At 61.5% G+C, this 22,023-nt stretch carries 22 protein-coding genes; 9 read left to right on the plus strand and 13 right to left on the minus strand.

The window, feature by feature from the left end:
- Nucleotides 1-7: 7 nt before the first annotated feature.
- The gene (locus tag SJY10_RS11810; RefSeq protein WP_386682811.1) at nt 8-904 is read left to right on the plus strand and encodes a lysophospholipid acyltransferase family protein; all 897 of its coding nucleotides are present in this window, start codon (nt 8-10) and stop codon (nt 902-904) included.
- Here the strand turns inward: SJY10_RS11810 and SJY10_RS11815 are convergent.
- Nucleotides 867-1,700, minus strand: coding sequence for a transglycosylase SLT domain-containing protein (locus tag SJY10_RS11815; RefSeq protein WP_386682813.1), 834 nt, complete (start codon nt 1,698-1,700; stop codon nt 867-869). The two genes, SJY10_RS11810 and SJY10_RS11815, sit on opposite strands and share 38 nt — an antisense overlap.
- Before the next feature lie 116 nt (nt 1,701-1,816).
- Nucleotides 1,817-2,377 carry a type 1 glutamine amidotransferase domain-containing protein gene (locus SJY10_RS11820; protein ID WP_386682814.1) on the minus strand — a complete coding sequence of 187 codons (561 nt, stop codon included), beginning with the start codon at nt 2,375-2,377 and terminating at the stop codon, nt 1,817-1,819.
- 114 nt (nt 2,378-2,491) lie between these two features.
- Between SJY10_RS11820 and gatB the strand changes: the two genes are divergently transcribed.
- Nucleotides 2,492-4,009, plus strand: coding sequence for an Asp-tRNA(Asn)/Glu-tRNA(Gln) amidotransferase subunit GatB (gatB, locus tag SJY10_RS11825; protein ID WP_386682816.1), 1,518 nt, complete (start codon nt 2,492-2,494; stop codon nt 4,007-4,009).
- Nucleotides 4,010-4,014: 5 nt separating this feature from the next.
- On the plus strand, nt 4,015-4,455 hold the full coding sequence (locus SJY10_RS11830) for a DUF4177 domain-containing protein (RefSeq protein WP_386684649.1): 441 nt from the start codon (nt 4,015-4,017) through the stop codon (nt 4,453-4,455).
- An 11-nt stretch (nt 4,456-4,466) separates the two neighbouring features.
- Here SJY10_RS11830 and SJY10_RS11835 read toward each other — a convergent pair whose 3' ends face one another.
- A complete protein-coding gene (locus SJY10_RS11835; protein ID WP_386682818.1) occupies nt 4,467-4,721 on the minus strand; it encodes a BolA family protein in 255 nt (84 codons plus the stop codon).
- Between the two features lie 75 nt (nt 4,722-4,796).
- Between SJY10_RS11835 and SJY10_RS11840 the strand changes: the two genes are divergently transcribed.
- The gene (locus tag SJY10_RS11840; RefSeq protein WP_386682820.1) at nt 4,797-5,435 is read left to right on the plus strand and encodes a J domain-containing protein; all 639 of its coding nucleotides are present in this window, start codon (nt 4,797-4,799) and stop codon (nt 5,433-5,435) included.
- Here the strand turns inward: SJY10_RS11840 and SJY10_RS11845 are convergent.
- The 4 genes from SJY10_RS11845 to SJY10_RS11860 all read right to left on the minus strand — a co-directional run bounded on the left by SJY10_RS11845 (nt 5,432) and on the right by SJY10_RS11860 (nt 7,978).
- Entirely contained in the window at nt 5,432-6,004 is a 573-nt protein-coding gene (locus SJY10_RS11845) for a hypothetical protein (RefSeq protein ID WP_386682822.1), read from the minus strand. The two genes, SJY10_RS11840 and SJY10_RS11845, sit on opposite strands and share 4 nt — an antisense overlap.
- A 96-nt stretch (nt 6,005-6,100) precedes the next feature.
- A complete protein-coding gene (msrB, locus tag SJY10_RS11850; RefSeq protein WP_386682824.1) occupies nt 6,101-6,559 on the minus strand; it encodes a peptide-methionine (R)-S-oxide reductase MsrB in 459 nt (152 codons plus the stop codon).
- A 161-nt stretch (nt 6,560-6,720) separates the two neighbouring features.
- Nucleotides 6,721-7,437 carry an anti-sigma factor domain-containing protein gene (locus tag SJY10_RS11855; protein ID WP_386682826.1) on the minus strand — a complete coding sequence of 239 codons (717 nt, stop codon included), beginning with the start codon at nt 7,435-7,437 and terminating at the stop codon, nt 6,721-6,723.
- Nucleotides 7,427-7,978, minus strand: a complete 552-nt coding sequence (locus tag SJY10_RS11860; protein ID WP_386682828.1) for a sigma-70 family RNA polymerase sigma factor — start codon at nt 7,976-7,978, stop codon at nt 7,427-7,429. The genes SJY10_RS11855 and SJY10_RS11860 overlap by 11 nt, the downstream gene beginning before the upstream one ends.
- 191 nt (nt 7,979-8,169) lie before the next feature.
- Here SJY10_RS11860 and cobS point away from each other — a divergent pair, with 191 nt between their 5' ends.
- Both cobS and SJY10_RS11870 read left to right on the plus strand, forming a co-directional pair.
- Entirely contained in the window at nt 8,170-9,156 is a 987-nt protein-coding gene (gene cobS / locus SJY10_RS11865) for a cobaltochelatase subunit CobS (protein WP_386682830.1), read from the plus strand.
- A 31-nt stretch (nt 9,157-9,187) separates the two neighbouring features.
- Nucleotides 9,188-9,514: a hypothetical protein gene (locus SJY10_RS11870; protein ID WP_386682832.1), complete on the plus strand. Its 327-nt coding sequence runs from the start codon at nt 9,188-9,190 to the stop codon at nt 9,512-9,514.
- A gap of 89 nt (nt 9,515-9,603) precedes the next feature.
- Here SJY10_RS11870 and SJY10_RS11875 read toward each other — a convergent pair whose 3' ends face one another.
- Complete coding sequence (locus tag SJY10_RS11875) at nt 9,604-10,191, minus strand: hypothetical protein (RefSeq protein ID WP_386682834.1); 588 nt, start codon at nt 10,189-10,191, stop codon at nt 9,604-9,606.
- Between the two features lie 259 nt (nt 10,192-10,450).
- Between SJY10_RS11875 and cobT the strand changes: the two genes are divergently transcribed.
- From cobT to SJY10_RS11890, 3 genes are all read left to right on the plus strand, one after another.
- Entirely contained in the window at nt 10,451-12,325 is a 1,875-nt protein-coding gene (gene cobT / locus SJY10_RS11880) for a cobaltochelatase subunit CobT (RefSeq protein WP_386682836.1), read from the plus strand.
- 135 nt (nt 12,326-12,460) lie between these two features.
- Entirely contained in the window at nt 12,461-14,251 is a 1,791-nt protein-coding gene (locus SJY10_RS11885) for an aminopeptidase P family protein (RefSeq protein ID WP_386682838.1), read from the plus strand.
- A 23-nt stretch (nt 14,252-14,274) separates the two neighbouring features.
- On the plus strand, nt 14,275-14,616 hold the full coding sequence (locus SJY10_RS11890; RefSeq protein WP_386682840.1) for a DUF427 domain-containing protein: 342 nt from the start codon (nt 14,275-14,277) through the stop codon (nt 14,614-14,616).
- 4 nt (nt 14,617-14,620) lie between these two features.
- Here the strand turns inward: SJY10_RS11890 and SJY10_RS11895 are convergent, their stop codons facing one another.
- From SJY10_RS11895 to ftsZ, 5 genes are all read right to left on the minus strand, one after another.
- Nucleotides 14,621-16,309: a chloride channel protein gene (locus SJY10_RS11895; protein ID WP_386682842.1), complete on the minus strand. Its 1,689-nt coding sequence runs from the start codon at nt 16,307-16,309 to the stop codon at nt 14,621-14,623.
- A 226-nt stretch (nt 16,310-16,535) separates the two neighbouring features.
- A complete protein-coding gene (recN, locus tag SJY10_RS11900) occupies nt 16,536-18,188 on the minus strand; it encodes a DNA repair protein RecN (RefSeq protein ID WP_386682844.1) in 1,653 nt (550 codons plus the stop codon).
- 25 nt (nt 18,189-18,213) lie between these two features.
- On the minus strand, nt 18,214-19,062 hold the full coding sequence (locus SJY10_RS11905) for an outer membrane protein assembly factor BamD (RefSeq protein ID WP_386682846.1): 849 nt from the start codon (nt 19,060-19,062) through the stop codon (nt 18,214-18,216).
- 136 nt (nt 19,063-19,198) lie between these two features.
- Nucleotides 19,199-20,116, minus strand: a complete 918-nt coding sequence (lpxC, locus tag SJY10_RS11910) for a UDP-3-O-acyl-N-acetylglucosamine deacetylase (protein ID WP_386682848.1) — start codon at nt 20,114-20,116, stop codon at nt 19,199-19,201.
- Nucleotides 20,117-20,309: 193 nt separating this feature from the next.
- Entirely contained in the window at nt 20,310-21,983 is a 1,674-nt protein-coding gene (ftsZ, locus tag SJY10_RS11915) for a cell division protein FtsZ (protein WP_386682850.1), read from the minus strand.
- Between the last annotated feature and the right edge of the window lie 40 nt (nt 21,984-22,023).

Here is a 22,023-nt window from a genome sequence, read left to right on the forward strand (position 1 = left end):
AAATGTCATGGAACCGTTACCGCTGCCGGGGCATTGTGCACGTATGAAGGACCGTATTGATCCACTAATCGTCGAACGTGCGCCGTGGATGTACAAGTCCTGGCCCGGAATACGCTATGTGCGCGGGCTGATGCATTTGGCCCTCGCCTACGACAAAACCGTCGATATCGCGCAGGGCCTGCGTGACGCGCCCTCGCCCCAGATCATGGGGCATATGGGCGAATTGCTAGCCAAGCATGTCGAGGTGTCGGGCCTGTCGAACCTGCCGCTGCACGGGCCAGCAATTGTCGTGGCGAACCACCCCACCGGGATCGCTGACGGCATCATCCTGCATCATCTGATCGCCCGCACGCGGCCTGATGTGTATTTCTTTGCCAACTCTGACATCCTGCGCGTCATGCCCCAGATGGAAGATATGATCTGCCCCGTCGAATGGCGTATGGACAAGCGGACCCGGGAAAAGACCCGCAACACGCTGGATTATGTGCGCACCGCGACCGAAGCAGGCCGCCTTGGCGTCATCTTTCCCTCTGGCCGTTTGGCCAAGCGGCGCGGGTTCAAGCTGCACGAGCGGCCCTGGATGGCGTCAGCTGCGATGCTGGCGCGCAAATTCGATCTGCCGGTGATCCCGATCAACGTGCAGGCGCGCAATTCGGCGCTGTTCTATCTGTTCGACATGATCCACCCGACCCTGCGCGATGTGACCCTGTTTCACGAAACGCTGAACAAGGATCGCCAGCCCTATCGCATTACGGTGGGCGAGCCGATTCAGGCCTCTGCCCTGCCGAAATCTTCGGAAGAAGGGATCGAGATGCTGAAAAAGGCAACACTTGCACTTGGCGGGATTGATGCGCCGACGGTCAACCTTATTCGGATGACCCGTCGCCCATTGTTGAAACTGTAACGTTGGCGCGTTCCGCCATCAGCGTGGCGGGGCGCAAGACCGGGCGCGGGCGTTCACGTATCACGCAATAGTCCTGCTTGCGGGTCCATGCAGACATTTCAGCCACTTTTGCACGATTGCTCATCGGGCCCCAGTCGGCAGCGACACCGCGCCAGCGGCCGTCGTGTAGCGCGACAGCGCGGTCGCGTTTGACGGTGCGGCCCATGATGCGGGCGGCACAGGACAAATTGTCGATCGGGTTTTGCAAGCCGGCCCCTGTGGTCGCCCGGCACCCGTAGCCGCGCGCCGTCGCAGGCAAAATCTGCAGCAAGCCATACCACAGCCCGCCACCGCCGACGGCCTGCGGGTTATAGGTGCTTTCATGCTTGGACAGCGCAGACATCATGCCGACCCAGAATGCCCGGCGCAGGGTCGGGCTGTTTTCGGCATAGGCGGGGCACCAGGCTTCGATGTCGCGGGGTACAACCGAATCAAGGCCCTGCGCCGCGACCGCCGACATGGTCGCCCGCGCCCATGCATTTGCCTGCGCGCCTTTACCCCAACGGGTGCGCGGCACAAAGTCGGGCCGTGCCTGCGGGCGCACCGACGGCGCACCCTGAATGACCGTGACCGGATACCGGATCATGTGGGCAGGTCTGGCAACAGGGCGAAATGATGTGCGCCGCGCTATTTCGGCCGCAGCGCGCGCGGCCTCTGCATCAAGGCGAGAATGGGGTCGGATCGGCAGTTCGGCAACCACGGATGTGGCGCTAAGAACGGCGATCACTCCCCCCAGAATGATGGCTTTCAGGCGCATGGCGGCGAAGTTGCCCTGCAAGCGGGGCTTGGGGCAAGGGTTTTTTAACCGCTGCCATTCCCCGCGGCAGAGGGGCGCCGACAGGGGGCGCCAACTTTACCCCCTGCCGGCCCTAATCACGCAGCCTTGCGTGCGTGATCGCCTTCTTTCACTTCCTCGATGATCTTTGCGACAAAGGCGTCCAGATCGTCCGGGTTGCGGCTGGTGATAATGCCGTTGGAAATCGCGACTTCTTTGTCGACGACCGTCGCACCTGCGTTTTTCAGATCGGTCCGGATGGATTTAAAAGACGTCATTTCGCGCCCTTGGACCACGCCTGCCTCGATCAGCAGCCACGGGGCGTGGCAGATGGCGGCGACGATTTTACCGTGGCTTACGAAGCCCTTGATGACGTTGATCGCATCGTCTTCGATGCGCAGCAGATCGGGGTTGATCTGGCCGCCCGGCAGGACGATGGCGTCATAGTCTTCGACATTTACATCAGCAATTTTCAGATCGCCGGGCACGTCGATGGACCAGTGGTCCTGATCCCAGCCTTTGATCTTGTCGCCGTCCAGTGTGGCGACATGGACGGTGGCACCGGCTGCACGCAGCTTTTCCAACGGGGTGGTCAGTTCGACCTCTTCAAAGCCATCTGTGGCCATGATCAGGATCTTGGATTCGTTAATGGCAGTCATTGTTGCTCTCCTTTAAGGGGTTCGCTTCGTTCTGCCGTCATAACGGGCAGCCCCCGCCTCTTGTTCCGCGCATGTGGCTGGCCTAGAAGGACGCAACAACAGATGAGGACCGCCATGCTCGATCTTGAATACGCCGCCCCTGCCCCCAAAGTCATTGCCGGGGCAAAGCACGACTGGGAACTGGTGATCGGTCTGGAAGTCCACGCGCAGGTGGCAACAAAAGCAAAGCTGTTTTCCGGCGCATCGACCCTGTTCGGGGCAGAGCCGAACAGCAACGTCGCCTTTGTGGACGCCGGCATGCCCGGCATGCTTCCTGTGATCAACGAAGCCTGCGTTGCTCAGGCCGTGCGCACGGGTCTGGGGCTGAAGGCTGAAATCAACCTTTTCTCTGCTTTTGATCGCAAGAATTATTTTTATCCCGACTTGCCGCAGGGCTATCAGATCAGCCAGTTGTATCACCCCATCGTGGGCGAAGGCGAAGTGCTGGTCGAGTTAGGCGATGGCACCGCGCGCCGCGTGCGGATCGAACGCATCCACCTGGAACAAGACGCGGGCAAATCGATCCATGACATGGACCCGACCATGTCCTTTGTCGACCTGAACCGCACCGGTGTCGCGCTGATGGAAATCGTATCGCGCCCCGATATTCGCGGCCCGGAAGAGGCCGCCGCCTATGTCGCCAAACTGCGTCAGATCATGCGGTATCTGGGCACCTGCGACGGCAACATGCAAAACGGCAACCTGCGCGCCGACGTGAACGTCAGCGTCTGCCGTCCGGGCGATTACGAAAAGTATCAGGCCACGCAGGACTTTGGCCATCTGGGCACGCGCTGCGAAATCAAGAACATGAACTCCATGCGGTTCATTCAGGCCGCGATCGAGGTCGAGGCCCGCCGCCAGATCGCCATCATCGAAGATGGCGGCGCAGTCGTGCAGGAAACCCGCCTGTATGATCCGGACAAGAACGAAACGCGGTCCATGCGGTCCAAGGAAGAGGCACATGATTACCGCTACTTCCCGGATCCCGATTTGCTGCCGCTGGAAATCGAACAGGCCTGGGTGGATGATATCGCCGCCAGCCTGCCCGAACTGCCCGACGCGAAAAAGGCCCGCTTTATCGCGGATTTCGGTCTGTCCGACTATGACGCATCGGTGCTGACGGCGGATGTCGCCAACGCGGCTTATTTCGAGGATGTCGCCAAAGGCGGCGGCGACGGCAAGCTGGCGGCGAACTGGGTGATTAACGAATTGTTCGGTCGCCTGAAAAAGGACGGCGACAAGGGCATTACCGAAAGCCCAATCCCCGCCGCGCGCCTTGCGCAAATCGTCGCCCTCATCAAAGCCGAGACGATCAGCGGCAAGATCGCCAAGGACGTCTTTGACATCGCCTATACGCAGGACCGCGACCCCGAAGAGATCGTGAAAACCGAAGGATTGGAGCAGGTGACAGACACCGGCGCGATTGAAGCGGCTGTCGACGAGATCATTGCCGCGAACCCCGCACAGGTCGAAAAAGCCAAGCAGAACCCCAAGCTGGCAGGCTGGTTCGTGGGTCAGGTCATGAAATCCACGGGCGGCAAGGCCAATCCGGCGGCCGTCAACGCGCTGGTCGCGGCAAAGCTGGGGCTTTGATCCAGATGGTGCATTACGAGTATAAGGTCGTCCCCGCCCCCAAGCGCGGTGAAAAGGCCAAGGGCTTGCGCGCAGCAGAGGACCGCTATGCGCTGGCCCTGACCAATGCTTTGAACACGCAGGCGGCGCTGGGCTGGGAATACCAGCGCACTGAAACCCTGCCTGCCGAAGAGCGTGAAGGTCTGATGGGCAAGGCGACGGTCTATCAGAACATGATGGTGTTCCGCCGCGCCAAGCCTGCGGCCAATCAGTCTGCCCCCGCCCCCATGATCGAAGACAAGCGCGAGCAGGCAACACCGGCAACGGCGCCGGCCCCAATTGTCGCAGCGCCTGCAGCCTTTGCGCCCGCGGCGATGCCCGTTGCAGGGTCCGCGTCCACAGCGGCAGAGCCGAAGTCGGACGCGACCCCCGATGCGGGTGCCGCCGATCCTGCCCACAAGGGCTGACCGGCGACGCGTTAGCGGATTGTGATCGCCAGCGCGTGCAGCCGGCCCATGATGTCCGCCCCCAAGGCCGCGTGGATGGCGCGGTGCTTGGCAATCCGCGACATGGCCTCCAGCTTTGATGCGCCGATCACCACCTGCCAATGGCTCTCGCCAGAGCCGTCATCACCGCTGTGACCGGCGTGTAGGTGGCTTTCGTTAATCACTTCCAAGTGTTCGGGCGACAATTCGCGCACCAATGCGGCCTGAATTTCATCGTCAAGTGCCATTATTTTCGTCCTGCCTCTTCTATCTGCCGACCACAGGTTTAGAGTGCATGCTCCGAGTCGGAAAGGGACGATCCCATGAATAAAAAAGACCCCTTCGGTTTCGACATGTCCGTGTCGAGCAGTAAGAAAAAGAACCCGCGTGGGCGGCGGGGGATGTCGGGTGCGTCCGAAACGTCAACCCGCATCTGCGACCATGAAGGGTGTGACGAAGCCGGGCAGTACCGTGCGCCGAAATCGCCGGACTCCGTGGATGATTACTGGTGGTTCTGCAAAGAACATGTCCGCGAATATAACCTGAAGTGGAATTTCTTTGACGGCACGTCAGAGGCAGAGCTGATGGCGCAGATGGAAAAGGACCGTGCGACGTGGGAACGCCCCACCAAGCCGATCAAGAAATCTGTCGAGGAACGCGCCTGGGCTCGTCTGGGCGTCAGTGATCCGCACGAAGTGCTGGGCCAGAATGCCACCCGCAACCCCGGTAAAAACGGCGGCGGCACACGTAAGCTGCCCCCCACCGAACGCCGCGCGGTCGAGATTTTGGAAGCCAAGGATCACATGGCCAAGACCGAGATCCGCAAATGCTACAAGGCGCTGATCAAGGTGTTGCACCCCGACATGAACGGCGGCGACCGGAGCCAAGAGGAACAGCTGGCCGAAGTCGTCTGGGCCTGGGACCAGATCAAGGCCAGCCGCAATTTCCGCGAAAAGGACTAGGCGCGGCGCTTTTCGCCATCTCGTCCGGGACTGATCCAAGCCTGCCGCGCGCCTGCCTTAGCCTTGCGCGCGGTCACCCCTGCCGGCACACGCATCAGCGGCGTAAAGATGCTGTCCCGCTCGCGCCGCCAAAGCATCATCAGCAGATGCGCCACGACCAATGCGTTCAGCCAGACCAATGCCAGCACCGGATGCGCCGCAATCGTCACACCGAACATCATCGGCCCGAACATCGTACCATAAAGCGGCAGCGCTAGCGTGCCGCCGATGATTGTGCCCATAAAGGTGACGGAAATCATGCCCGCGACAAGCTGCAGCACACCTGCCGCGCCGCCATGCCCGAACCAGTCGCGCCCGACAAAAAGTGCGGCAAAGCTGCCGACCATCCCGGCAATGATGAACCAGTAATCCGCACCGCTAAGGCTGCGCAGCATTTCCTTGTTGTCACCCAACTGGGTCACAACGCTATAGCTGATCGCACCGCCAGCCAAAGTCACGGCCAGCGCCGCAGCGTAAAGCCGCTTTTCACCCAAGGTCGGGCTGAACTTGGAATAAAGGCTACGCAACATGGGCTGGTCCGTTCGGGATCAAGTTCTGCGATCCTATCATGTGACTGCCTTATAGTTAAGCAGTTCATAACCAACACACCGTTTCCATATGAGGACCTAGGCGGCGCGGAACACCAGACTAACCCCGTTCAGGCAGTGACGCTGACCGGTCGGTTCTGGCCCGTCGCTGAAAATATGCCCCAGATGGCTGCCGCAGCGGCGGCAATGCACCTCTGTGCGGGCCTGGAACATCTTGTGATCGGCTTTGGTGGCTACGGCATCGGGCAGCGGCGAATAAAAGCTCGGCCAGCCGGTGCCACTGTCGTACTTTGACCAGGACGGATAAAGCGGCAGGTCGCAGCCGCGGCAGAAATAGGTGCCTTCGGCCTTGTTCGCATTCAGCGGGCTTGATCTGGGGGGTTCGGTGCTTTCACGGCGCATGACGTTGTATTGGGTCTGCGTCAGCATGGACCGCCATTCGGCATCGGTGCGTGTCACTTCGAAGGTCTGGGCCTGCAGCGCCATAGGGGCGGCACCTGCGGCAAGGGCGGACAAAAGAAAATGGCGGCGTTTCATGATTGGACCTCCTCTTGATCTTGAAGCATCGTTGCGAAGGACCGCCCGTCTTGCCAGCCTAAGTATCATCATCCCACGCGGATGTGATCTGCTGTGATCATTACAAAAAAGGGCCGCACCTTCCGGATGCGGCCCCCAAAATTTGCCAAGTATACGCGGCCTTACGCGTCGACGACCTGACCGACGGCAAGCACCTCGCCCGACGGCACGGCATCGGGGGATCCGCCCGGCGGCTCGTCCGAAATGGCCAGCGTCGCCCCCGCAAGCGATAGCGCCAGATCGGGTGCCACAGGCAAACGGCCATTGCGATCCGCCGGTAGCAGACCAAGCGATACCGGTGGATTGTCCTCGGCAATCAACCACAATTCCAGCGCCCGCCCCGGCAACGGCGCACCCACGGCGCGGCTGACGAACAAATCGCCGCTGCTGGCATCGTAGCTGGCATCCACCACAAGGCTTTCGTCCGCCGATGCGATCTGCGCGATGTAAGAAGCACCGCTGACCGGAACAGTGCCCGGCGGAACAAGGGTCGTTGCAACCCAAAGCACCGCCAGCGCCGCCAGCAAACCGCCGGCCACTGCAGGCAGCAGGCCAAGACGTTGCAACCAGGACTTTACCCCGGCTTTGCTGCCTTTGGTTGCACCTTCGTGAAACAGGGTTTCCTTGATCCGTTTCAGCACATGAGGCGGCGGCGCGACGGGGGCAATATCGTCGGTCAGCGCAGCAATACGATCTGCCTGAAAGGCATATTCGGCCCGCAGATCGGGATCGATGCCCAGTACATCCTCATAGGCCTGCGCCTCTGATGGCGACAGCAGACCCAGAATATATTCTGCGGTCAGCGCGGCTTCGTCTTCTTTTTCAATCTCATCCGTCATGGGACAGACACTCTCTCAACTTCAGCAGGCTGCGACGCAGCCATGTGCGGACGGTATTCAATGGCACATCATAATGATCTGCCAACTCTTGATAGGTATCCCCTTCCAGATAGGCGCGGCGCACGGCGCCAGCCTTGTCAGGGTCAAGCTGCGCCATGCAATCCACGATCCGCCCCCGGTCAGAGGCCGCAATGGCAAGCGCTTCTGGTCCCGGCGCGGCGTCGGCTACATCCGCAGCCTCGTCCATACCGGCGTTCATCTTGGCCTTGCGCGCCCGCACCCGGTCGACGGAATGGTTCCGCGTCACGGTAATCAGCCACGTCATCGGACTAAGCCCGTTGACCCGGTAGCGGTCGGCATTGCGCCATATCTTGACGAATGCCTCTTGCAGCGCATCTTCGGCTTCGGCCCGATTACCCAACACACGCAGGCACACGCCAAATAGTTTCGCCGAGGTTGCGGCATAAAGCCCGTCGAATGCAGCGCGGTCACCAATCGCCATGCGCGCAATCATATCCTCGATGTCTGTCAGACTAGTCATCTGGAACTCGCTCTTCGTTTTGTTGATCCTACTGTGGCGCATCTGGCGCAAAAGGCAACGTTCGCGCGTGCGCCGGGGCGATATCGGTGCCAAGGGTGTGGCCCCCCTTCCCCTTGGCATTCGTCGCGATATGTTGCATCCCGCAAGTGACACATATTTCACGCGATCCGCGATAACAAAGGCAGCTTCTTATGGCCGACGGCATGACCGACATCAACGCAACGCCGACAGAGGACATTTCAGTCCGCGATGTTTTCGGCATCGACAGCGACATGAAGATCAAGGGCTTTGCCGAACGCACAGACCGCGTCCCAGAGGTCGACAGCACCTACAAGTTCGATCCGGATACCACGCTCGCGATTCTGGCGGGCTTTGGCTATAACCGCCGGGTCATGGTGCAGGGCTATCACGGCACGGGCAAATCGACCCATATCGAACAGGTCGCAGCCCGCCTGAACTGGCCCGCCGTGCGCGTGAACCTTGACAGCCACATCAGCCGCATCGACCTGATCGGCAAGGATGCGATCAAGCTTAAGGATGGTGTGCAGGTTACCGAATTCCACGAAGGCATCTTGCCCTGGGCGCTGCGCAATCCCGTCGCGATCGTGTTCGATGAATACGACGCTGGCCGCGCCGATGTGATGTTCGTGATCCAGCGCGTGCTGGAAGCAGACGGCAAGCTGACGCTGATGGATCAGAACGTCATCCTGACGCCGCATAAATACTTCCGCCTGTTCGCGACCGCGAACACGGTCGGCCTTGGGGATACCACAGGTTTGTATCACGGCACGCAACAGATCAACCAGGCGCAGATGGACCGCTGGTCGCTGGTGGCCACGTTGAACTATCTGTCCCACGACGCAGAGGCGGCGATCGTGCTGTCCAAGTCGCCGCATTACAACAACGACAAGGGTCGCAAGATCGTATCTCAGATGGTGACCGTGGCCGATTTGACGAGGACCGCTTTCATGAACGGCGATCTGTCGACCGTTATGTCGCCGCGCACCGTGCTGGCATGGGCTGAAAATGCCCGCATCTTTAACGATGTCGGCTATGCCTTCCGCCTGTCGTTCCTGAACAAATGTGACGAGCTGGAACGCCAGACCGTCGCAGAGTTTTTCCAGCGTTGCTTTGATCAGGAACTACCTGAAAGCGCTGCCAGCCTGAGCTTGGGCTGAATATGAAGCGGTTTCGCGGGGCATCAGTGCAATGACGTTTTCGCGAAACCTGCGCCTTGTCATGGTGACCGCCACTTTGGGGGCGATGAACAGCTGCGCCTCGCCGCAGGTGACAGACAGTGATTTGACCTATCAGATCACTGTCGCCCAAAGCCGCAAGGTTGCCATGATCGCCCCCAGCACACCGCTGGCAACGATCCAGAACCTGGAAAGTGCCGCAAGCCGGGAAACGGGCTGCCAAGCCACAGCCATCGACCGCGTTTATGCGGCTGTCGATCAAGACCGCAGCACCGCGGTGCCCGCCAGTCTGTACCGCGGATTCGGTGGCCGTTTGCCGGTGACCCTAGACTGCAGCTGACCGGCAACGCCAAACCCGCCGCGCCGTTGCGCAGAACTGTCATCATCGGCCCGCCCGATACAAATCGGGCGAGCCATTGGGCACTAAAATCAGGCGTAAAAATCAATAATCGATTTTGATGTATCGTATCCGGCGCTTTGCAGCTTCGGTTCCAGAATGGACCAAACACTTTCAGCGTCATCGCTTTCCAGAAAACTTTGTGCAGCCTCACTGACCAGCGATACGATTCCGGCATCGACGCTGCTTCGGCCTTGCGATCCGGGCGCACCAGCACCGCCACCAGGGGGAGGGCCGCCCGCACCCGCACCGCCGCCGGGGGGCGGACCACCAGCGCCGCCCATACCCCCCATGCCGCCCATGCCGCCCGGCCCCCCGCCACCAGGCGGACCGCCGTTGGGGGGACCATCGGTTCCGCCCTGACCTGCCTGCCCGGCCTGTGCCATCAGCTTGCGCGGGTCGATACCAGAAGCATCCAGCGCCTGTGCCAGACCGGACTTGAATGAAATGCCGATTTCCTTGATCTGTGCGACGAGGGATTTGGCATCATCGTTTGTCAGGTTCTTGCTGTCGTATTGCGACAGCACATCCGTCAGTTTCTGACCCTGTTCGTCCGTCAGGCGCCCCCCTTGCAGTGACGACTGTGTCATCTGCCCGGGTGACAAAACACCATACATCATTCCAATGATCCTTTTATGACCTGCGCCCGAATTCGGCGAACCCAAAGCCACCTGCAATGCCGCTTCTTAGATCGCTGCAAGCTTTCGAAACCATTAAGGAAGCCAGGTTGCGTAAAATGCCGAATTTATTTGCCCGTTACCGGTTGCGCACCAGATCAACGGGCAAGATGCGACCGACACGTGCGGGCGGACAGGTTGCGGCGCATATCATGCATCGCACCACCTTGCCCCTCTGATCACAGAGTGATTTACCGAAGCCATGAAAAAGCCATCAGACAACCCCGCCGATCCGTTCAAAAAAGCCTTGGCTGAAGCCACCAAGGTCATGGCCGATGACGCAGAGCTGACGATCAGCTATTCCGTCGATCCCGCGGGGCAGACAGCGGACAGCATTCGCCTGCCGCAGGTCAGCCGCCGCATGTCACGGCAAGAGGTTTTGCTGGCACGCGGCACCGCAGACGCCTTTGCCTTGCGGCACAAGTTTCACGACGCGGTAACCGCCGCCCGCTATGCGCCGCCGGGGCAGATGGCCCGCGACATCTATGACGCCATGGAAACCGCACGGATCGAGGCGGTCGGTGCGCAGTATATGCCAGGGACTGCCGGCAATATCGACGCCAAGATCGGTAACGAGGCGCAGCGCAAAGGCTATGACCAGATCACCAGCAGCGCCGATGCCCCGCTGGCGACCGCGGCGGGTTATCTGATCCGCCATCTGGCCACGGGCCGCGATCTGCCGCCCGGCGCAGACAACGTGATGAACCTGTGGCGCGGTTTCATCGAGGATCAGGCCGGCGGCACCTTGGAGACGCTGAAGGATACCCTGGGGGACCAAAAGGCCTTTGCCCGCTTTGCGCGGCAGATCATTGCCGATCTGGGCTATGGCGACCAGCTTGGCGAAGACCCCGACGCGCCCGACGACGATCAGGATGACGAAGCCGAAAGCGGCGACGAGCAGGAAGAGCAGCCGGACAGCACCGGCGACGATGCCGAAGGCGAAGAAGCCGAGGCCAGCCCCGAACAGGCCCAAGAGGACCAGCAGGACGCGTCGCAAGCGCAGGTCAGCATGGACGACAGTGCCGATACCGACATGGGCGAAGAGACCGAGCTGCCTGAAGGCGAGGCCCCGATGGACCCGCCCCAGCCTGTTCCCGCCTCTGACGCCGACCCCGATTACAAGGTGTTCACGACGGAGTTTGATGAGGAGATCAGCGCAGCCGACCTGGCAGAGCCCGCAGAACTGGAACGCCTGCGCGCTTATCTGGACCAGCAGCTGGAACCGTTGAAAGGCGCGGTATCGCGCCTTGCCAACAAATTACAGCGCCGCCTGCAAGCCAAGCAAAACCGCAGTTGGGAATTCGACCGCGAGGAAGGCATTCTGGACGCGGGCCGCCTTGCGCGGGTTGTGGCAAGCCCCACGACGCCGCTGTCTTTCAAGGTCGAGAAAGATACAGAGTTTCGTGATACCGTCGTGACCCTGCTGCTGGATAATTCCGGTTCCATGCGAGGCCGCCCGATTTCCATTGCCGCGATCTGCGCCGATGTCATGGCTCGCACGCTGGAACGCTGCGACGTGAAGGTCGAGATTTTGGGCTTTACCACTAAAGCCTGGAAAGGCGGCCAATCCCGCGAAGCCTGGCTGAAAGACGGACGGGCCGCGACGCCGGGCCGCCTGAACGATCTGCGTCACATCATCTATAAGTCTGCTGATGCGCCCTGGCGCCGGACGCGGCCCAACCTGGGTCTGATGATGAAAGAGGGCCTGCTGAAGGAAAACATTGATGGCGAGGCGCTGGAATGGGCCTACCGCCGGATGATGGCCCGCGGCGAACAGCGCAAGGTGCTGATGGTCATCTCGGACGGTGCGCCGGTGGACGACAGCACCTTATCGGTGAATCCTGCGAATTATCTGGAAAAGCACCTGCGCGACGTGATTGCGATGATCGAAAAGCGCAAAGGCGTCGAGCTGGCGGCGATCGGTATCGGCCATGATGTCACCCGCTATTACAGCCGCGCCGTGACAATTACCGATGTCGAGCAACTGGCCGGCGCGATGACAGAGCAGCTTGCCAGCCTGTTCGACAGCGATCCGCGCAAGCGGGCGCGGGTCTTGGGGCTGCACAAGGTCCGCTAAGGCAGAGGGCCGCTGCGGGTGTGCCTTTGGCGGGAATATTTTGGCAAGGCACGGACGGGCGCAGCACCGTGCCGTTCGCGGATGTCGATGCCTCCGGCGGGAGTTTACGGGCCAGATGAATGAAGGAACGGCGTGATGTATCAAAGCTTTGATGCGACGAGTAATCCGGCGCAGGGGCCAGCGCGGCTTGCCCAGCTGCGCGAGGTGATGGCTGCGGCGGGGGTGGACGGATTTCTGGTACCGCGTGCGGATATGTATCAGGGCGAATATGTTGCCGCCTGTGACGAGCGGCTTGCGTGGTTGACCGGCTTTACCGGGTCGGCGGGTTTTGCTGCTGTTCTGGCGCAGGTGGCGGGGGTGTTCATTGACGGGCGCTACCGCGTGCAGGTGCGCGATCAGGTCGCGGATGTGTTCACCCCGGTGCACTGGCCGCAGACGTCCCTGGCGGATTGGCTGGTTCAGCAGATGCCGCAGGGCGGCGTGGTGGCCTATGATCCCTGGCTGCATACGGTGGCCGAAATCGAGACGCTGACGAAGGATGTGGCGACGGCGGAGATTACCCTGCGCGCCGTGTCCAACATGGTTGATCAGATCTGGTCCGACCGCCCTGCCCGGCCAAACGCGCCGTTTTTTGCACAATCGCTGGAATTAACGGGCGAGGCGCATGCGGACAAGCGAGCACGGTTGATGAAAGACCTGTCGCAGGGTGCCATTGTCATCACGCTGCCTGACAGCATCGCCTGGCTGCTGAACATCCGCGGCGCGGATATTCCGCGCAATCCCGTGCCGCAAGCCTTTGCCATATTGGCGGCGGACGGACGTGTTGATCTGTTTGCACCGGCGGCCAAGGTTGCGGATTTGGGCGAACATTTGGGGCCGGATGTCACGGTGCGTGATGATTTTGCCGCCGCAGTCGCCGCGCTGGCGGGGCCCGTGCGGATTGATCCTAAGTCGTGCCCGCAAGCCGTGCGCGATCTGATCACAGCAGAGATAATAGAGGCGCAGGATCCCTGCATTTTGCCCAAAGCGCGCAAGACTGAGATTGAGATTGCGGGCAGCCGCGCGGCGCATTTGCGCGATGGTGCGGCTATGGTGCGGTTTCTGGCCTGGCTGGACGCCGAGGCCCCCAAGGGCCAGCTGACCGAGATTGCGGTTACACAAGCCTTGGAAGAGTTTCGCCGCGAGACGAATGCGCTGCGCGACATCAGCTTTGAGACGATCTGCGGCGCAGGAGCCCATGGCGCCATTGTACATTACCGCGTCACCCGCGGCACGGATGCGCCGGTCAAAAGCGGCGAGCTGCTGCTGGTCGATAGCGGCGGGCAATATGTGGATGGCACCACGGATATCACGCGCACGGTAATTGTCGGTGCGCCATCGGACGAGCACTGCGACCGTTACACCCGCGTGCTGCAAGGCATGATTGCGATCAGTCGTGCGCAGTTTCCGCGGGGGCTGGCTGGGCAGCATTTGGATGCGCTGGCGCGCTATCCGCTCTGGTCTGCGGGGCTGGACTTCGATCATGGCACGGGCCACGGTGTTGGCAGCTATCTGTCTGTGCATGAGGGGCCGCAGGGGATTTCCCAGCGCAATACGACTCCGCTGGAGCCGGGGATGATTTTGTCGAACGAGCCGGGATATTACCGCGAAGGAGCATATGGCATCCGGATCGAGAACCTGATCGTCTGTGTGCAGGCGCCGGAGGGGCCGGATAAGCGTGATATGCTGACATTCGAGACGCTGACCCATGTGCCGCTGGACCGCCGGTTAATAGATACCACCCTGCTGTCGCGCACCGAAAGGGACTGGATCGACGCCTACCATGCCGCTACAGTCCGGCATATCGCGCCGCTGGTGGAGGGGGCCGCGCGAGACTGGCTGCTTGCGGCCTGTGCGCCGCTTGTGGCGGCGACACCTTCCCCTTGAATTTGACGAAGGACTATCTGCCCATGGCCGATCATATCACTATTCGCCCCGCCACTGGCACCTGGGTCGTGCGGGCTGGCGGCGCTGTTTTAGGCGAAAGCACACAGGCGCTTGAGCTGGTTGAAGGCACATCTGCGCCGGTAATCTATTTCCCGCGCGGCGATATCGCGATGACGTTTCTGGACGCCAGCGACCACAAGACCACTTGCCCGCACAAGGGCGAAGCAAGCTATTATTCCATTGTGACGAAAAGCAACACGCTGACCGATTCAGTCTGGTCCTATGAGGATCCCAAGTCAGAGGTGGCGCAGATCAAAGGCTATCTGGCGTTCTATACCGACCGCGTCGCGGTCGAGCAGATCTGACGCCTTAAGAATGTTCCTCTTCTGCGCGGGCGGCCAGGGCACGGTTCAGCACGCGCAGGGCATCGACCTGAAACAGGGCACCGCGCAGATCCGGCGCGGTGCCTTTTTCGTTCATCTGGACCACCGGAATGAAAGCGTGCCCCCCTTTTTCAAAAATCGGCATGGCCTGTTCCAGCGTGGCATTCACGTCGATCCATGTGCCGGCTTCGATCATGTCCCAGCAGGCTTTTTCCGCGGCAGCGCGCGGGTCTGCAGCAAAGCGCGTCACGGTGCCGACCCGGAAGGTGCCCAGCAGATAGGCCTGCGGGCCAGCTGCCAGATGCACCCCGCGCCGTTCCAGCTGCGACAAAAAGAACGAGCGGTCCACAAGGCGCGAGGCCAGCGCGGTTGACATTGACACGGCAACCATCACCGCAAGGCCAGTTTGCCAATCGCCGGTGAGTTCGAACACGATCAATGTCGTAGAAATCGGCGCACCCAGTACAGCTGCTGCGACCGCCCCCATGCCAGCCAGGGCGTAGAGGGTGCCGGAGCCCGACACGGCCGGAAACACACCTGTTGCGATGATGCCAAAGGCCAGCCCGGTCAGCGCGCCGATCATCAAGGAGGGCGAAAACACGCCGCCCCCCATGCGCCCGCCCATGGTAACGGCAACAGCCGCGACCTTGAGGATCACGAAGACAATCGCCTCTGACAGGATCAGTTGCCCTGTCAGCGCCGCGCTTGTGGTTTCGTACCCGACGCCGATGATATGGGGAAAAAAGATGGCAATCAGGCCAAGCATCGCCCCGGCCACCGCAGGGCGCAGGCTTGCGGGGATGTGCAGGCGATATTGCAAGTGGCTGCCCATGCTGTCGGCCCAAAAGATTGACCGCATCAGCACCACCGCCACAAGACCGCACACAAGGCCGAGGATCAGGAAGGCTGGCAGTTCGACGTAAAAGCCAAGAACCGTGCCTTGGGGCAGGATGAATTCTGTCAGATCGCCAAACCACAGGCGATTGACGACGGTGCCCGCCACGCTGGCAATGACGATAGGGGCAAAGGCATGGACGGCGAAATGGCGCAGCACGACTTCTAGAGCAAAAAGTGCGCCGGCGATCGGCGCGTTGAAACTGGCCGAGACCGCGGCGGCGACCGCGCAGCCCAGCAGATCGCGCCCGGTAATGCCATCGGCGCGGATCAGGCGGCAGATTGCGGTTGAAATGACGCCGGCAAGGTGGACAACCGGCCCTTCTCGCCCGCTGGATCCGCCTGTCGACAGGGTCAAAAGGCTGGCGAAAGCAGAGGCAAGTCCTTTGCGCACTTCGACCCGGCCTTCGTAAAGCGCGGCACCTTCGATGACATCCGCGACAGAACGAACACGGCCATCCCCGGTAATACGGTTCAGGATCAGACCAACAATCAGGCCGCCGATGATAGGGATGATTAAAATCTGCGACCAGTGCAGGCCTGCGACAAAGCTGTGCAAGTGGGCCGGATCGTCAGTGCCGTAGACGGTGCGCTGGATCAGGTCGATACCGACCTTGAACGCGACGGCCGCGGCACCCGAGGCAACACCGAGAAACAGCGCGATAAACCAGAACTGCACCTGACTGGGACCGCGCAGTTTCAGCACCAGCCAGGCACGGCGCAGATCGCCCTGCCCCCGGCTGACCGAAGCCGCGATCCATCCCGGCGGCGTGCTGCTCATATCGCGTCCTTGTATCAGGCCCGGCTGGCGTAAGTTTGATCTAGGTTATGTCTAGGGGATGCGCTGCGCGGGTCCAAGGCTGGTGCGGGGTTTTAATTTGGAAATGCTGCGAACCCACTTGCACACGTCCTGCCTAAGACGGCTCTATGCGGGAAAATGCGGCGATCGGCGGCGGAGGATGGCTTTGATGCCTCCGGCGGGAGTTTAGCGGGCCAGATGAAAGGGGTCAGCCTGGCATCAGGGCGCGCGCGGCAGCCCGTGCGGCGTCGGTGATTTGATCGCCGGAGAGCATGCGTGCAATTTCGTCGATCCGGGCCGCAGCGTCGAGGGGGACGACGGTTGAGGTTGTCGAATCCTCGGTCTGGCGCTTTTCCACACGCCAGTGGTGCGCACCAAGGGCGGCGACTTGCGGCGAGTGAGTGACAACCAGGACCTGACCGCCGTTGGCAAGGGCGGCAAGGCGGCGGCCAACGGCATCAGCCGTTGCCCCGCCGACGCCCCGGTCGATTTCGTCGAAGATCATGGTCACGCCGCCTTGGCCGGCCTGTGACAGGCAGACCTTGAGGGCAAGCAGGAAGCGCGAGAGTTCACCGCCCGATGCGATCTTATTGAGCGGTCCGGGCGGGGCACCGGGGTTTGTCGCGACTGTAAAGGACACATCGTCCCGGCCATCGGGGCCGGCAGGGCCGTTGCTGACGACGGTCGCAAAGACGGCGCGTTCCATCTTGAGCGGCGCAAGTTCGGCAGCCATGGCGGCGTCGAGCGCTGTGACGGCGGCGCTGCGCGCCTGTGTCAATGCAGTGGCGGCGGTGTCATAGGCCGCAAGGGCCGCCTCTTCGGCCTTTTGCAGGTCGGCGAGGCCGCGTTCGGAATTATCCAGCAGCGCCAGGCGTTCACGCAGATCATCGGCAAAACCCGCCAGATCATCCGCCAGCACGTTGTGTTTGCGGGCAAGGCCGCGGATGGCAAAGAGGCGCTCTTCGGTCATTTCGAGTTCTGCGGGATTGAAGGACAGTGCATCCAGCGCGTCCTCTACGCCGCGCTGTGCGGCGTCCAGTTCCAGCATGGCCCGTTCAATTGCCGCAAGCGGCGCGTCAAGGCGCCCGTCGGCCCGGTCGGCCGCGCTGCCGAGCCAGCGGTTCGCATCGGACAGCTGGCCTTCTGCCCCTTGTATGCCAAGCGCCTCTCCGGCGCGGGCCACGTCGGTTTTGATCTTTTCCGCGGCCTGCATCATGCGGCGCGCGGCGTCGAGGCTGGCCTCTTCGCCCGGCTCTGGCATGATGGCGTCAAGCTCACCGACGGCGTGGCGCAGGTATTCCTCTTCTTGGCGAACTTCGGCGACGCGGGCTTCGGCAGCATAAAGTGCCTTGCGGGCACGGCCAAGGGCGTTCCAGGCGGTCCGCGCGACGTCGATCTGCGGGCCAAGGTTTGCGTAGGTATCCAGCATGTCGCGATGGCCGCGCGGGTTCAGCAGGCCCCGGTCATCGTGCTGGCCGTGTAGTTCGATCAACGTGTCGGACAGTGCGCGCAGCACTTCGGCGCTGACGCGGCGGTCGTTGACCCAGGCTGTCTTGCGCCCGTCGCGGGCGTTGACGCGGCGCAGGATCAGGGTGTCGCTGACGGGCAGGCCTGCCTCGGTCAGGACAGCGCGGGCGGCGTGGCCGTCGGGCAGGTCGAATTCGGCGGTGACTTCGCCCTGATCCGCACCTTGGCGCACCAGTTCGGCGCGGCCGCGCCAGCCCAGTACAAAGCCGAGCGAATCAAGCAGGATCGACTTGCCTGCGCCGGTTTCGCCGGTCAGCACATTCAAGCCGGGCTGAAAGTTCAGGGCCAGCCGATCAATGATCAGCATGTCGTGGATATCAAGTGCGCGTAGCATCAGATCGCCCGTCCGGACAGTGTGGTCAGAGCCATTCGCCGCGCACAACCTGGCGATAGATCGACGATAGCCAGTTGTCGCCTGCGGCTTCGGCTGACAGCCCCTTGCCGGTCAGCAAGGCATAGCTGTCCTGATACCAGGCCGTTGACGGATAGTTTGCGCCCAAAATAGCTGCTGCGGTCTGCGCCTCGTCGGTCAGGCCGAGGGCAAGATAGGCTTCGACAAGGCGGTGCAGTGCCTCTGGCGTCTGCTGAGTCGTCTGAAATTCCTCGACCACGACGCGGAAACGGCTGGCGGCAGAGGCATAGTTCTTGCGCTTGAGGTAGTAGCGTCCGACTTCCATTTCCTTGGCTGCCAGATGGTCGAATGCCAGATCGAACTTTAGGATGGATGCGCGGGCATATTCGCTTTCGGGATATACCTCGATCACGGTGCGCAAGGATTGCAGTGCCTGGAATGTCAGGCCCTGATCGCGTCCGATGTCGTCGATCTGGTCATAATAGGACAGCGCCAGCAGGTATTGCGCATAGGCGGCATCGTTTTCACCGGGATAAAAGTCCAGATAACGCTGCGCGGCGGCCCGGCTGTTGGGGTAATCGCGGTCGCGGTGATAGGCATAGGCCTGCATGATCAACGCCCGCTGCGCCCATTCGGAATAGGGGTACAGACGTTCGATTTCGCCAAAGTAAAAGGCCGCATCGCCTGCATCGCCGGTTTCAACCTCAACTTCGCCCTTGGCATAGATCTGGTCGGCGGTGAATGCCTCCATAGAGGCGGGCACACGTGATGCGCCGCTGCATCCGGCCAGAAATAGGGCTGTTACAGCAACACCCAAGCGTGCTTTTGCACCCGTGCTCTTCAAGCTGCCTGACATGCTAAGTCCCCGCAAATTCTACCCATTGAGGCAGCGCGCCCCCGGTTGTTCGTGGGTCTAACAGAAAACAAACGGGGGCAAAATGCCTTTTGACCGTCCTAGAACAGTTGTGAAGCATTCAGGCCTGCGCCTGTGGTCACGCAACAGCGCACAGATCGGCGGCGGACACGCCAACGCCGGGCAAGCGGGCTGCGATCTGGTGATCGCATGTCACCAGCCGCCAGGCGGCAGGATTGGCGAAAAGCGCATGCAACAAGGCATTTGTCAGGTTATGCCCTGCCTTGTGACCGGTATAGCGGCCAAGAATTGGACGACCGGCCGTATAAAGATCACCCAGCGCATCCAGCATCTTGTGGCGCACCGCTTCATCCTTGTGGCGCAGGCCGCCGGGGGTCAAAACGTCGCTGCCGTCGACGACGACCGCGTTTTCCAGCGTGCCACCCAAGGCAAGGCCATGGGCGCGCATATATTCCACGTCCGCATTGCGGCAGAAGGTCCGACTGTCGCACAATTCACGCACAAAACTGCCGTTCGCCATGTTCAGTGTTTTCTGCTGATGACCGATTGCGGCATCGGCGAAGTCAATTTCAAAGTCGATCTGAAGGCTGGTGGCCGGACGCAGCGTTGCCCAGGCGTCGCCGTGGCTGGCGCGGACGACGTCCAGAATCTCGATCGCGAGCAAGGGCGCGGACAGGCGCGTCAGGCCGGTGGACACGATACCGCGCACAAAGGCGGCGCTGCTGCCATCCATGATCGGCACTTCGGGACCGTCGATTTCAATGATCGCGTTATGCACACCGCAGCCGGACAGGGCTGCCATCAGGTGTTCAATCGTCGATACACTCACGTCGCCTTGGGTCAGGCGGGTATTCAGCGGCGAAACTTCGACATGGTTCCAAAGCGCAGGCAAACGGCGGCCCTGCCCTGCAGCATCCGTGCGGACGAAGACAATACCGGTATTCGCCGGCGCAGGGCGCAACGTCAGTCGTGCGGGGCGACCAGAGTGCAGGCCAACGCCGGTAAAGCTGAGATCAGATTGTAATGTCGTTTGCATGGGACGGTTCGCCTTGGCGTAACTGAAGTTTATTCTTGCTTTGTTAACGCATCAGATAAGCGGCCTGTGCCCCGCGGACAATTCACACATTGCAACGTTCTGAAACATGCCCTGTAACATTAGCCAAGCCATTGCATTGCAAAAGAAAAAGCCGCCCACGATGGGGCGGCTTTTAACTTTAGTTCAGGTCCGTTCAGTTCGCTTGACGGCGCAGGAAGGCGGGAATCTCGATCCGTTCCTGATCCGGATCGGCTGCCGGCTCTGCCCGCGGCTGGTCGCGCAGGGCGCTGACCTGGGGCTGCTGGCGTGACGGCTGGGCCGCCGGTGCTTCGCCCTGACCGCCGGTCATGCGGTTGATCAAAGAGTTGATGCCAAAGCGCGGCTTTTCACCTTCTGCACCGCGGGCCGGCTCTGCACTGCGCTGTGCGGCAGGGGCGGCAGCGGTCTTGGGCTGACGATTAACGGCAGCCTGCAGACGGGCCATTGCTTCGGGTGTCGGCTGGCCAGGCTGGGCAGACCGGGGCGCAACAAAGGCTTCGGAGGCTTCGATTTCCGGCTCTGGCTGCGGGCGGTATGCGGGCGGCGGCAGATCGTCGGACGCTGCGGCAGGCGCATCTGCGTAATCGTCATCCATCGGCTCGTACTGCTGGTCGTCCATGCTTTCGAACAAGGACCGCTCTTCGGCGGCGGGGGCCTGCTGACGTGCAGCCGGGGCCGGACGCTGCGCGGGTGCTTCGGCGCGGGGTGCTGGCTGCTGGCGCGGGGCGGGCTGCTGGCGCATTTCGGTTTGCTGCGGCGCACGGGCGGCAGGTGCCTCTGCGCGGGGTGCGGGCTCCGGATTGCGGATCGGCTGGTTCATCGACATGGACCGGCGCGGCGTCGGCACATCTTCGGTGCGGGCGCGGGCGTCGATGCCGGTCGCCACAACAGACACGCGCATGCGGCCTTCCATGCTGGTATCCAGCGTGGAACCCACGATGATATTCGCCTCTTGATCGACCTTTTCGCGGATTTCGTTCGCGGCCTCGTCCAATTCGAACAGGGTCAGATCGTAGCCACCGGTGATGTTGATCAGCACGCCGCGCGCGCCGTTCAGGCTGATTTCGTCCAGCAGCGGGTTGGCGATTGCCTTTTGCGCAGCTTCTTTAGCGCGGTTTTCGCCTTCGGCTTCACCTGTGCCCATCATCGCCTTGCCCATCTCGTCCATCACGGCGCGTACGTCCGCAAAGTCGAGGTTGATCAGGCCCGGACGCACCATCAGGTCGGTCACGCCCTTGACGCCCTGATACAGAACATCGTCAGCCAGCGCGAAGGCTTCGGTAAAGGTGGTGTTTTCGGTCGCCAGGCGGAACAGGTTCTGGTTCGGAATGATGATCAGCGTATCAACGACCTTTTGCAGGGCTTCGACACCCTCCTCGGCCTGTTTCATCCGTTTGTTGCCTTCGAACTGGAACGGCTTTGTGACAACGCCGACGGTCAGAACGCCAAGTTCGCGGGCGGCCTGTGCGATGATCGGGGCCGCACCGGTGCCGGTGCCGCCGCCCATGCCAGCGGTGATAAAGCACATATGCGCGCCGGCCAGCTGATCGACGATCTGTTCGATGCTTTCCTCGGCAGCCGCAGCGCCGACAGTCGCACGCGCACCGGCACCCAGACCTTCGGTCACCTTGATGCCCATCTGGATCTTGGCTTCGGACTTGGACTGCTGCAGCGCCTGCGCGTCTGTGTTCGCAACGACGAACTCGACCCCGTCCAACTCCTTCTCGATCATGTTGTTCACAGCGTTGCCACCGGCACCGCCAACACCAAACACCGTGATGCGAGGCTTAAGGTCGTCGTGACCCGGGAGGGAAAGGTTCAATGTCATGCTCAGTCCGCCTGTTATATGAGGGGCCCGTCCCACCGGG

Origin of the sequence: Loktanella sp. R86503, assembly GCF_042466455.1 — a bacterium.
Taxonomy (GTDB): Bacteria; Pseudomonadota; Alphaproteobacteria; order Rhodobacterales; family Rhodobacteraceae; genus Loktanella.